The sequence below is a fragment of the Pseudomonas asplenii genome (genome assembly GCF_001293465.1).
GTDB classification, from domain to species: domain Bacteria; phylum Pseudomonadota; class Gammaproteobacteria; order Pseudomonadales; family Pseudomonadaceae; genus Aquipseudomonas; species Aquipseudomonas fuscovaginae_B.
Genome location: NZ_JSYZ01000009.1, coordinates 379,699 through 392,900, shown reverse-complemented (window position 1 = coordinate 392,900; position 13,202 = coordinate 379,699). Strand labels below are relative to the sequence as shown.

5 protein-coding genes are annotated in these 13,202 nt (G+C 58.8%); 3 read left to right on the top strand and 2 right to left on the bottom strand.

Annotation, left to right across the window (positions count from 1 at the left end; genetic code table 11):
• Window positions 1–70: 70 nt before the first annotated feature.
• Window positions 71–625 (bottom strand): fimbrial protein, encoded by a 555-nt coding sequence (locus PF66_RS13530; protein WP_054062978.1) that lies wholly within the window; start codon window positions 623–625, stop codon window positions 71–73.
• Between the two features lie 265 nt (window positions 626–890).
• Window positions 891–5,921 (bottom strand): RHS repeat-associated core domain-containing protein, encoded by a 5,031-nt coding sequence (locus PF66_RS13525; protein ID WP_054062977.1) that lies wholly within the window; start codon window positions 5,919–5,921, stop codon window positions 891–893.
• Between the two features lie 251 nt (window positions 5,922–6,172).
• Here PF66_RS13525 and PF66_RS13520 point away from each other — a divergent pair, with 251 nt between their 5' ends.
• The 3 genes from PF66_RS13520 to PF66_RS13510 all read left to right on the top strand — a co-directional run bounded on the left by PF66_RS13520 (window position 6,173) and on the right by PF66_RS13510 (window position 13,150).
• Entirely contained in the window at window positions 6,173–8,602 is a 2,430-nt protein-coding gene (locus tag PF66_RS13520; protein WP_152973016.1) for a hypothetical protein, read from the top strand.
• Window positions 8,603–8,780: 178 nt separating this feature from the next.
• Window positions 8,781–10,613 carry a hypothetical protein gene (locus tag PF66_RS13515; RefSeq protein ID WP_054062975.1) on the top strand — a complete coding sequence of 611 codons (1,833 nt, stop codon included), beginning with the start codon at window positions 8,781–8,783 and terminating at the stop codon, window positions 10,611–10,613.
• Between the two features lie 107 nt (window positions 10,614–10,720).
• Entirely contained in the window at window positions 10,721–13,150 is a 2,430-nt protein-coding gene (locus PF66_RS13510) for a hypothetical protein (protein ID WP_152973015.1), read from the top strand.
• Window positions 13,151–13,202: the final 52 nt, after the last annotated feature.

Sequence of the window (13,202 nt, the reverse complement as noted above, 5' to 3'; positions counted from 1 at the left end):
GGAGTGCCCTGGCTTGATCGAGGTTCAGGCGCGGCTGGCCGTCGCCGCCAGGGAACGCGGTAATGGCCGGTCAGTTGACGGCGACGACGAACAGCACGTCGGCCGAGGCGCTGCCGGGCAGCACGCTGCTGCCGGCCGGGGCGGTACGGCGGTAGTAGGCGTTGAACAGCATGTCGGTCGGGCCGCTGGCGTTCAGGTCGTATTCGGCGGAGGTGCCGCCGGGGGCGACCGAGCTGCCGGTCTTGTCGCGGATCACGATGGCCACACCCTTGGCCACGCTCGGATCCTGATCGGAGCCCACGGAGAAGTAGTTGCCGCTGGGGTCGGCGGTGCCGTTGAAGGTCACTTCCGCCGCGGTACCGCCACAGGCGGAGGCGTCCCCGACGCGCAGGGCGAAGGCCTTGCCACGGTATTCCTGGCCGGGGGCGGTGAAGCGGCCGGCGTCGACGCTGCCCATCTTGACCTGGTTGCTGATGGAGCCGTCTTCGGGGTTGACCACTTCGATCGGGCAGGTGCTGCTGGTGATCTTGCCTTCGAAATTGATGGTGCCGGTGTTGGCGAAAGCCTGTGTGCCCGCCAGGCTGGCGGCCAGGCCGAGGGAGAGGGCGATCAAGGGTGTTTTCATCGATGCTGATCCTGTTGCTGCGCAGTGCCCGGCGTTTTTGGGGGTAAGGCGAGACTCCCGGGGTGCACTGCGATACTGAGAGGCCGGTGTTGTAGGGAAGTGTCTCGGGGCGGGAGTCTAGGGAGGGGGGGGGGCGGGGGATATGAGAGAGTTCTCAATGTGGGGGAGGTGGCTGCGTATTGCCGGGTGTGGATGTAAACGCATCAGGCACAACATGGGTGGATGCTGTGCCTGATAATGAACCTTTGTCTGGTCTCCGGGAAAACTACTTGAGGAATGCTCTGAGCTCATAGTTTTTATTTTTAAGCGCGGTTTCTATATTCTGTACATTATGTTCTCCCATTTGAGTTGTATTCTTAAGTGTTGTCTTCATTTCTAGCAGGAACTCGTCAAATGGACTTTGCTGCTGGACTTCTGCCTTGGGAGGGGGGGGATTTGCAGCCCTCCCTCCTGAACCAGCGCCATTATTTGTCGGAGGAGCAAAATTAGAGCCGCCAGAGGCATTATTAGGAGCAGAAGAAGCAGCAGGTCCTGATGCTGGTACCTTGTGGATGGGGCGTGGAGATGGTAGTGGTGTTGGCGCCGCCGAAGCAGACTGAGCTAGACCAGCACTGATTGGTTGCACTCTTGGTATTGTAATGCCGGGTTCTGGCACTATTGTTGGCATTTTTGGGCTAAAGCTTCCTTGATGACCCAGCAACCAACTGAAGCCCGAGGTGGAGCGGTAGCCTGAGGCGGAGCCCCGCATGACGGTGCTTGCCAGCCCAGCCACCGCTATATGGGCAACACTGAGAACCGCTGAGGCTATTCCCATCCCAAAGGCGGCCTTGCTAAAGGTCTCATTCCTGGTTTCCACACCCACAGCCTCGAAAACCGTGGCACCGGCGGCCATCCCTACGCCCACTGCCGAGATTATCACCGCGGCCGGTGTGGCGCTGCCCAGGGTGCCTATCGCGACCGCGAAGGAGACCGCTACCATGGCCGCGCCGATGATCACGCCAATCCAGTTCTTTTTCGGCGGATCCGGCCGCCGTACGGGGGGCTCGTCTTCGTTCGGTACGCGCGTGCGGCCCGTGGATGAGGCGTGGCCAGTGGGGTCGGTCATCAGGATCGGGTTGCCCAGGCAGTAGCAATAGGGGTTCAGGCCGCCTGAGCCGAATGGGCTGAGGTTATCGCGGCTATGGAACCGCATCAGTTGCGGGTTGTAGGCCCGGTAGCCGCTTCCCAGCAGATACCAGCCGCTGGCCGCTTCGCGCAGCTCGCCGTTGAAGGCCTTGAGGCTGAGCAGCGTTTCGTCGCTGCTGCGTTCGCCATAGGCGTTATAGACCGCCGTGCGCAACTGGCCGCTCTGGCCTTCTCCGAGCACGCTGCCATTGCCGTCGCTGAGCAGCAGCAGGGTCTGGTCGGGGTCGCCGGGTTGCTGCTGACCCAGGTTCTCGAGAAAGTGGGTTTGCCGGTCGCCCTGCACCAGATGGCTCAGTTGCCCGCCCTGGTAGAAACGCAGGATTTCTTCCTGGTTGGCCTCCTGGGAAGCCAGCAACTGGTCATGGCCGTCATAGCGATACTGGCTCACGGGCTGCTGGTTGGCGGCGCGAACCTCCAGCAGGCGGTTCTGGCTGTCGTAATACAGCCGTTGCCCCTGCAGGTCGTTGAGCAGGTTGCCATTGGCGTCGTACTCGAAGTCCTGCCGTTGCACCGCCTGGCCATCGAGACTGCGGCTGATACCGGTCAGTTGGAAGGGATCGTCGCTGCGGTAGTGGTATTCGCACATCTCGTCCGTACCATCGGCGAACCGGGTCAGCCGCAGGGTGATGTTGTCCAGCGGGTCGAATACATAGACCTGTTCGCTGATGGCGCGACCGTCTTCGCCCTTGGGCAGGGTCAGGCCGGAGCAGCGGTGCACTTCCAGGCGCCCGCGCTGGTCATAGAAGAAGGTTTCCTTGAGCAGGCTGGTCAGGTTGCCCTGGCCGTCATCGAGCTGCAGATGGCGGCTGCCGAGTTGCCCGTCGATATCCCAGCGCTGTTCGAGCCGGCGTGTGGGGTGGCCGTCCAATTGTTGGGTGCGCAGGATCTCGCGGTTCTGTTCGTCATACCCCAGGGTCGTGACCAGGTGGCTGCCGGCGGCGGTATCGGTGGTGGTGCTGCTTTCGAGCCGACCCAGGCGGTCGTAGTGGAAGCTGGCCTGCAAGTTACCCTGGGCGATAAGTTTCAGGCGCCCGTCGCCGTAATAGTGGTATTCGCTGACGAACTCGCTGGAGCCGTTGCGGTCGATGCGGCGGATCGGTGATCCGTTGAGCGAGCTGACATGCTCGGTTTCCCAGGTCTTGCCCTGGGAGTCGGTCCAGCTTTCGTGGCGCAACCGGTTATCCGGGTAGTAGCGGTAGGTCCTTTTACCCTGCGAGTTCTCCGCCGCGGTCAGCAGGGCACTGAGGGGGTCGTGGACGTAGGTGGACAACTCTTCCGGGGCCTCGCGCCGTTCGGGTTCGTCGGTCAATTGCAGGTTGTACTTATAGGTGATCGACTCGCCCGCGGCGGTGATGCGTTCATGGGGCTGTAGCTGTTCGCCCTGGTAGAAGAAGCTTTCCCGGTAGGGCCCGGTTTGAGTCCAGGTAAGGCGTTCCAGGCCGTCGAAATGTTGGGTGCCGATTTCGGTTTCCTCGCTTCCCCGCAGCACGCTGAGCCAGGTCGGCAAGTCGGCCTGGCTATGTTCTGCGTAGGCGCGCCGCACCGTGGTGTTGTCCGGCAGGGTGGTACTGAGCATGCGCAACCAGGGGTCGTAGCTGAAGCGGGTCACGCGTTTTTTTTCATCGGTCTGCCGGGTGCAGTTGCCCAGCCCGTCATAGCGGAAGCTGCGGCTGGAAAGCCTTGCACCCTGGGCATCCTGGCTGTGCACTTCCACCGGTTTTTCGAACAGGTTCAACCAGGTTTCGCTCTTGCCGCTGATCAACGGCCTGGCCCCGGGGCTCTGCTGCCAGGTGGTCTGGATCGGCCCCCGGGTCCATTTCAGCGGATCGCCGATGGGATTGAAGTCGGTATGTTGTTCGACCCCCGCCGAGTCGATGACACAGGATTGCCGGCCCCAGTCGTCATACTGGTAGCGGGTGACATAGTCCTGTTTATCCTCTTCGAAATAGTCCCACAGAGTCTCTTCGATCAGGTCGCCCAAGCCGTCGAAACGGGCGCCATAGGTTGGCTCGACCCGTCCCTGGTTATTCTCGTGGACCTGGTCGCGCTCCTCGTAAAACGCTCGACCCAGGCCGTCGAACACGGTTCGGGTGGTGATCTCGCGGGTACTGACGATGGTCTGGCTGCCGAACTTGCCCAGCCCGCCGGACAAACTGTACGAATACTGGCGAGAGGCCTCGAAGGCGGTGCCTGGGGCTGTGGTTTCGCGGGTGAGTCGACCCAGGTTGTCGTACTCGTAGCGGATCCGGGTTTCATTCGACTGTTCCAGCAGCAGCCAGCCGGTGAGCAGCGCATGCTGCTGGATCGTGGTGCTGCTGGCCGCGTCGAAATCGGTGGTCAGGATTTCCATGGTCTGCCTGGTTGGTTCGGGCACGCCACCGCCACTCACTACTTCATAGTGGAAGCGGGTCCGGGTGGTCATGCCATTGAGGGTGATCGCCTGTTGCCGGGGCTGGCCGTGAAGAAAGCGATCAGCAGGCGCGTCATGGTATTCAAAGCGCGTTTGTTGCAGGGTTTCTTCCCGTTCCTGGGCCGTGCCCGGGTTATGCACCTGCACCAGGGTTTCGCTTTCCAGCACCGTGACGGGCGGCTGCCGGCTGTCGCTCAGCGGTTGTTGCTCGATATAGCGGCAGTATGTCTTAAGGGTGGGCGCGGCATCGTAGTCGCTGGACACTGCCGGGCTCATGGTCCTGCTGCGGAGCTTGCGGACAAACCCATAAGGGTCCCTCGGGCAGTCGGCCTCGGTGCCGTCTGCGAGGAAGTAGCTGCTGGTCCTGATCTGGCCATTGGCCTGGGTATGTTTCAGTTCATTGCCCGAAGTGTCGTAGGCGAAGCTTTCGGTTTCCTCGCGATGGCGCGTGGCATCGTTCTTCAGGCGCCAGCGGGTGACGACTTTCATGGGCAACTGGTAGGTCGTCGGCTGGGCTACGACCGAGCCGCCGACCAGGTTGTAGTCTGTCTGGGTCTCCTGGATCGTATTACCCTGCTCGATGCGTTCCAGGGTGAGCGAATGAAACCGGTTGAACTGGCGCAGGGTGCTGCGCACGGGAATTCCCCCTCGATAGTGGGTCTGCGTGGTTTCATAGATGTAGTCGGCCATCTGATAGATCAGCGGATCGTGGTAAGTACCGCTCCAACTGATGGGCAGGGTATTGCCCAGGAAGTTCTTTCCGTCCGCTGAATAGCTGTAGTGCACTTCCAGTTTGTCGGGGTTCTGTGGATCGCCATCCGGATACTGCTCGTGCCGGGTGACCCTGGGCAGTTTGCGCGTGGCGCTGTTGGGGAATGCGTGGTCTTCGCCGTAGGTGATGCTCTCGCTGCCACCCAGCGGGTTCTGTACGGCGACGATGACAAGGTGTTCATGGCGGTAGTCGTAGTCAAAGCGCCAGGTACCGGTTTGTCCCGTGCTATCGGCCGGCAGGGTGATACTGCGTACGTGGTTCTCGGTGCCGATATCGAAACCCAGCACGTAGCGGGCCAGGGGGCCTCCACTGGGGCCGCTGCCGGGATGCAGGTCCAGGGTGAGGCTACCGGTATCGCGCCTGATCTCGAGAATGGGCGTGCCGTTCTCATCCTTGATCGATTCGAGCCGGGGATGCTGGCTGTTGAACAGTGCATAGCTCAGCGTCAACTTGTGCCCCAGGGGCGAGTGGATCTCCACCGGTACGGCGATGATTTCGTTGCGGCCATGTTCCTCCAGTACTTCTACCAGACCGTCCTTGTGCACCACCTTGTAGCGACGCTTGCCCAGTTCGGATGCCGGGTAGTTGTAGAAGCGGAAACTGTCGAGTTTCTTGGCCTGCATCAGCAGTTCGTCGTTGGCGCCGTTGCCGGTGACGATATGCAACTCGCCGGTATAGAGAGACAGCACCCGGCTCGTCGGCGCGTACTCCGACAGTTGCAGAGTCCAGCCGGTGCCGTAGCCACGGTCTTCGCGATTGAGCGCGCTGAAGGCCAGGGACAGGGGAAAGGCCGGGCCGCGCAACTGGTTCGCTTGCAGTTCCGAAAGGTCGAGCGATATCCGGTATTGCCCGGTACGCGGGTCGACACCGTTCTGTATCGCCTGCATGAAATTCAGTGCCGACGAATGGAGGGAAGTGGAGCTGCTCATGGAAGTAAGCCTCTGTATTGATCGCGGACCAACACTCTCGATATCGCCGACGAGTACACTTCAGCCCGTTTTTAAGCCGTATGGAAGTTTCGTTGAGAACATGGGAACGATAATTGGCGAATCTTCGTTATCCACGGTAACAGATCGCTTGGCGGGACAAACCTAGCAGTTCTACTAGTAGGCACCGGGCTGGGCCAGGCGTAGAAGTCGCTTATTCAAGTGGGGTTCCCTATCATAACGGAGCTACGGTCATGGTGGCGTCGACTTATACAAAAGCTGAATTATTGGCTTGGTTGAAAGATGAAAAACGCATGCTCGGTTGGGATGCGATTATCGCGTTACAGCGCGATGCCACCAATACCCTGCTGCTGCAGCAATATATCGAGCACTTTGACCAGGGCGCTTCCTACTGGTCGGGGATTGGCGGTTTCATCCCCACCAGCGGCAATAATGTCATGGAGGCCATCAGCAACTTCACCCTGGATGTGCCGCGTTTGTTCTTTGAAGACACCGGGCTCGACAACTCCCGGGCCAATCTCGAGATGGCGATTGTCGAAGGCAGTCAGTTGACGCTGCTTCGAGTCATCAACCACTGGGCGGTGACCCGGATTTCCGAGTATTCCCCCAGCGAAGGCCCGCGCCTGTACCTGGACCTGCTGCTGGCCGATGTGCCGGGAGAGATCGACGGTGACCGGCGCATCCGTCTGGACCTTAAGCAAAGCAGCGATTTTCGCCTGACTTTCGCCAAGACCCAGTCGGAACAGCTCGAGGGCGGCCGGTTTTTCAAGCTGCTGTTCGAGCAACTGCCCGATGATCAGCGCATCTGGGTCATGGGGGAGATCAAGGAGGGCACCAACCCGATGATGCAGCCGGAATCCTTTGGTCTTCGTACACAACAGGGTGGGGCAGCGGGCGAGGGGGCGATCCTGGCCTTCGTGCGTATGAAGGGTCGGCACGAAGGTGGCTTTCCGGGTGCGAGCAGCGGTTTTCGCTACCTGATTCCGAAGGACGCGGGCAAGGACTATTCCGCCACGGTATTGCTCAGCCGGGGGCGGGTGATGATGGCGCAGTTGCTCAAATCGTTCGGTGAATTGATGGGCGATGATGATTTTTCCTACGTCTTCGATCAGGACAATGAGCTGATTTTGGCGACCTCGACCGGAGGAAAGTTCGATATTCCGAACCAGCGATTTACAGAGCGTTTCGAATTTGGTTTTCCTTCCGGGATAGCCTGGATAAATATTATTTTTGGGTTCGATAGTTTTTCGATACCCTTGGCTAATGCGTTGGTGTTGGAAGTCAAAGGGCAGGAAGTGACGGTCCGGCTGCGTGCTCGTGGTCAGATACCTATCAAGTTTTACCGTGTGGAAGATAGTGATCCACCGATGTATGTCGAGTATTTTTCCGGGGATTTCTCTCAGCACTACAACCTGTCCATTCTTGCGAATTATGAGTTGGTAGACAGCAGTGGTGGCGGAGAGATTAGGCTGAAGTCATTCAAGTATGAGGCCTTTACCGATGAGTCAGGTTCGCCCAGCGAATGGGCACCCTCTTCAAAGGTCAGTCGTGGAGGCTTGGAACCAGAGGAGCTGGCGTATTTCATACAGTATGTAGAAAGTCAGAGTGCCGCGATCACGGCTGCAGCCACGAAAAGAATTATAGACGGTCCCGAGTTTGAAAATGCAATCAAGGAAGCATTCGAGCGCCATTTTCCCTCAACTCTTTCGGTAAGAGAGTTCGTCGAAGAAAACATTGAACTGCATTTTGGCAATGCCATTGTCGGCAACGAGGTTCATTCTCCCGGCGATGTCGGTTTCTTCGGCCGGGTCAGCCCGCAACAAACCCATTTTGCAATCACCACGCCAGAGCCGCTGCTGGCGGCGGGGGCTTCCCATGCATTCCAGACCCAACCGGCCGTCAGCGGCCTGCGCTGGACGGTGCAGGACCTGCGCCGCAGCGCACGCAACCCGGGCAGCATCGACCCTTCCACCGGCCTGTACCAGGCCCCGCAAGCCGGGCAGATCGATGGCCGCTTCACCCGGGTGCGGGTCACCGCGACGGACCCGGCGACGAACTTTCGCAGCGCGGCCCTGGTGACGGTGGTGGCCAACCCCCTGACGATCAATCCGCTGATCAGCGTTTGCGATCCCAATGAACGGGTCGACCTGGGTCTGGGGGTACTGGGGCAGGGCCGCGTCGAGGTAACGGTCAGGCGTCCGGGGCCTGGCAGCGGCACGATCGAGCAGCAAGATGGCCAGTACACCTATGTCGCTGGGGATCGAGTGCAAAGGGAAACCTATGTACTGGACGAAGTCGTGGCGACCTGCGAGGGGCAATCACGATCGGCCTGCATGCTGGTCAAGCAGCAGAATCCGGCCCTCACCGTATCGCCAGTGACCGATGCAGGCCAACTGTCGGCGGGGCAGATACAACTCAAGACCGAGTTCAATGGCCTGGATATCACCAAGGATGTGGAATGGCTCATCGCGTTCGACGGGCCAGGGCAGATGGATGCGGATGCCCCAGGCCTCTATCACGCGCAGCCGAATGCCGATGCGCGGTTCGTCTGCATCATCGCGCAATACGAGATACCGGGTTTCGGCACTTTCAAAGGCCACGTCATCCTGCCGTTACCGCTGATCGAGTTTCCCAGTGAGTTGCAGATGCTGAGTGAGCCATGACGCCAGTCCTCCAGGGTTGCACGGTGACGCTAGCCGACCGCCCGTCTCTTGCAACCTAGCAGTTCTGCTAGTAGGCAGCCTGTTACGACCAGCGTACAAAAGACTCATCCGCGACACGTCGAAGTCTCTGTGTCGGCGACCCGAGCAATGACGGGAGTCAAACCGGAGACGCCATTCCATGAGTACCAAGATCACCCCACCTGTCCCTCTCGTTCCGCTGCTGAGCCGTGACAATGCCCTGGATCTCGACAGCCTGGGCAGCGATGATCTGATGACCTACATCCAGTACCCCGGCATAGCCAAAGGCCATCTGATCGCTCCGCAATGGCGGGGCCGTGCCAGGGACGGCCAGGCGATCGATGAAACGGCCAATCAGGATGTGGACGATCGCCTGGAGTACGACGATAACGGCGACCCCTGGATGCCGATCCCCATCGTCAACAGCAAGGTCGTGGCGCTGGACCAGGGCGAGGTGTTCTATTCCTATCGCTACTCCGAGGATGGCGGCAACACCTTTACCGATGAGTCGTTGCGGCTGTTTTTTTATGTCGGCAAACGGCCCTGGATGTCCCGCCTCCTGCTGCCGGTCGCTCACCTGAAAGAGTCCCATGATCGCTGCGTGGACGTGAACAGCGACCCGGTACTCGATGGCGCCACCCTCACGACGGTGCCCTACCAGGCCATGGCGGAGGGCGATGAGCTGGCGTTCGTGTGGGCAGGCTACCGGCCCGGCTCCCCCACTCCGATTGTGGAAACGTACTACAAAACCGTCAGTGCCGAGGAAGTGGGGCATCCACTGGAGTGGCACCTGCCCTATGCCCGGTTGCAGATCATCAAGAACGGTTATGCGTTGATGAGCTACAGCGTGACCTATGCCGATCCGGTGGATCCGGCTGCGCCACAAACATACTCCGCCGAACAGCGGATCGCCGGTGTGCCTCCCAGCGAGCCGCTGCTCCCCCTGTTGTCGGTGGTTGGTCATGCCGGCGGGCAGATCGACCCTTCGCTTTACCCATTCGGCGTACCGCTGCGCATCCCACCTTATGCCGACCCGCAGGTCGGCGACACGGTGGTGGTGTATGCCGATGGGGAGAACTCCTCGATCCAGCTTTCGATGCAGTTGGATATTACCAACGTCGAGAGCGCCATCCTTGAACTGCGCCTGGATGCCCGCTGGTTGCAGGCGCATTACGGCGAAGAGGTCAGCTTGAGCTACCAGTACGCAAGGGCCGGCGCTTCGCTCAGCTCTGATGCCCTGGTCTTGACGGTACGCAGGCAGCTACGGTTGTTGGCGCCGGTCGTCAAGGACGCCCAACCCTACGACGATGATGGCAGCGGCATACGCAAAGGTTGGATCACTGCGTCCAATGCCCAAAATGGGGTGCTTATCGATATACCTGAACAGGATGAGATCGCCCGCGGTGACAGACGCTGGATGGTATGGAGCGGTCATGACGGAGATCACGAGGTGGACAGGCCCATTGATGGCTCCGATTGGCGATACAAGATCGTTTCCGGGGTCATCCCGGCGGACTTGGGCAAGTGGGTGACGATCCGTTATGCGGTCGTACCCGTCGGTGAAAGCGATCCTCACTGGTCGCCGCCATTCGTTTTGGAAATCAGGAATTTCGAGGGCGGCTGGCCGTCGCTTCAGGCCGAAAGCCCGAAAGTCAGCGATGGGCAAAATGGTATCAGGCTGAGCCAGGTGGGCCAGTTCATGGTCTTCAAGGTGTCCTACTGGCAGTTCATGGACGAAGGGCAATTGCTCAAGGCGCACATCTCGGGGATTCGTGACAGCGATGGTGAGACTGTTTCCCGAACGATGCGAGATGAGAGCGAACCGGTGACCGAGGACGAGTTCTACGACGGCCAGGTTCTGGTGAAGGTTTCTGGTGACTTTATCCAGCAATTGAGAATCGGTGAGCAGTTTGATGTCACCTTCGAAGTCAGCTTCGATAAAGGTAATTCCTACAAGTCTTTTGGTGTAAAAGCATTCAAGTTGCTGGAGTGATGCTCCGTACTTTCAAGGTGTTTGCCGGTTTTTAACGAGCAGGGCTTTTCTGTGAATTGACGGTGCTTGGGATAAGTGTCTGCTGTTTTTGAACGGTATCAGGGGTCATGATCATGACAACTACGACATATACAAAAGCTGAACTGCTGGCTTGGCTGGAAGATGAGAAACGCATGCTCGGTTGGGACGCGATTATCGCATTGCAGCGCGATGTCACCAATACTCTGCTGCTGCAGCAATATATCGAGAGATTCGACCAGAACTCCTACTTGTCGGGAATTGGCGGACTCGTACCCACCAGTGGCAATAATTTCATGGAGGCCATCAGCAACTTCACCCTGGATGTACCGCGTTTGTTCTATGAGGATACGGATCTCAACGATTCCCGGGCCAACCTTGAGATGGCGATTGTCGAAGGCAGTCAGCTGTCGTTGCTTTGGGACATCAACCACTGGACGGTGACCCGGATCCAGGAGTACTCCCCCAGCCAAGGCCCCCGCCTGTACCTGAAGCTGCTGCTGGTCGATGTGCCGGGACAGATCGACGGTGACCGGCGCATCCGCCTGGACCTGAAGAAAAGCAGCGACTTTCGCCTGACTTTCGCCGAGAACCCACTGGAACAGAGCGAGGGAGGAAAGTTTTTCAAGGAGCTGTTCGAGCGACTGGACGATGATCAGCGGGTATGGGTCATAGGGGAGATCAAGGAGGGAGCGAACCCGCTGATGCAGCCACAATCCTTTGGCCTTCGTACCCAGCGAGGTGGGGCGCAGGGAGAGGGGGCGATCCTGGCCTTCGTGCGTATGCAGGGCCGTCACGAGGGTGGCTTCCCGGGTCCGAACAGCGGCTTTCGCTACCTGATTCCGAAAGATGCGGACAAGGACTATTCCGCCACGGTATTGCTCAACCGCGGACGGGTAATCATGGCGCAGTTGCTCAAGTCGTTTGGTGATTTGATTGGTACCTATGATTTTTCCTACGAATTCAATGATGACAAGGAACTCATCAAGGCGACATCGAACGGAGGAAAACTCGATATTCCGGCACTGGAGCTTACAGAACGTTTCGTGTACAAATTTTTGGGTCGTGAGGCCTGGGCCGAAGTGACCTATGGGATCGATGCTTTCTCGATACCCTTGGCCAAGGCTTTGGTGTTGGAAGTCAAAGGGCAGGACGTGACGGCCCGACTACAGGCCTCTGGTTTTGTACCCATCAATTTAAAGCCAGGGGAGGGTGACCCGAAACTTTCTCCTGGAGATCTTGAAGAGGGTAAATTATTCAAATATTACAGTTTGTCCATCCTGGCGGATTATGAACTGGTCGATACGAACGATGGCGGAGAAATCAGGTTGAAGGCATTCAATTATGAGGCCGATACCGAAGAGCCAGCTTCGTCAAGCGAGTGGGTACCCCCTTCAAAAGCCAGTCCCGGGTGGCTGACGCCGGATCAATTTGCTACTTTCATTCTTTATATCATAGGGTCGGTTTTCTTGTTTTTGGGTGAGGCTCTATTGAGAATCCTGCTGGGGCCCGCGTTTAAGAATGCGATTGAAGCAGCCTTCAAACACCGTATTCCCTCAAACCTTTCAGTCAGAGAGTTCGTCGAAGAAAATATTGAACTCAACTTTGGTAATGCCATTGTTGGCAACGAAGTTCACTCTCCCGGCGATGTCAGTTTCTTTGGTCGGATCAGCCCGCAACAAACCCATTTTGCAATCACCACGCCAGAACCGCTGTTGGCGGCGGGGGCCTCGCACAGGTTCCAGACCCAACCGGTCATGAGCGGCTTGCAATGGACAGTGCAGGACCTCTGCCTGCGCACGCGCAACCCCGGCAGCATCGACCCTGCCACTGGCGTGTACCAGGCCCCGCAAGCCGGGCAGATCGAGGGCCGTTTCACCCGGGTACGGGTCACCGCGATCGATCCCACGACGAGCTTCTACAGCTCGGCACTGGTAACGGTGGTGGCCAATCCCCTGACGATCAACCCGCTGATCACCGTTTGCAGTGTCAATCAGAAAGTCGAGCTGGGCGTGGGGGTACTGGGGCAGGGTAGCGTCGAGGTGACGGTCAAGAGTCCGGGGCCCGGCAGCGGCACGATCGAGCAGCAGGGTGGCATCTACACCTATGTTGCCGGGGCAGGAGCGGGGACGGATACCTATGTGCTGGACGAAGTCGTGGCGACCTGCGACGGGCAATCACAGTCGGTCTATATGCTGGTCAAGCAGCAGAATCCTCTGATCACCCTATCGCCGGATCCCGATGCAGGCCAGCTTCCGCCAGGGCAGATACAACTCAAGGCCAAGGTTGCTGAAGATGTAACGGGCGTTGTGGAGTGGCTTATTGCATTCGAGGGGCCAGGTCATATGGATGCGGATATCCCGGGCCTCTATCACTCGGACCCGAATGCCGATGCGCGGTTCGTCTGCATCATCGCGCAATACGAGATACCGGGCTTCGGCACTTTCAAAGGCCACATCATCCTGCCGTTGCCGCTGATCGAGTTTCCCAATGCATTGCAGCAGTTGATTCATCCGTAACGCGGTTCGACTTTTAAACGAACAGCTCTATTTCATCCACGCTGATCCGTTA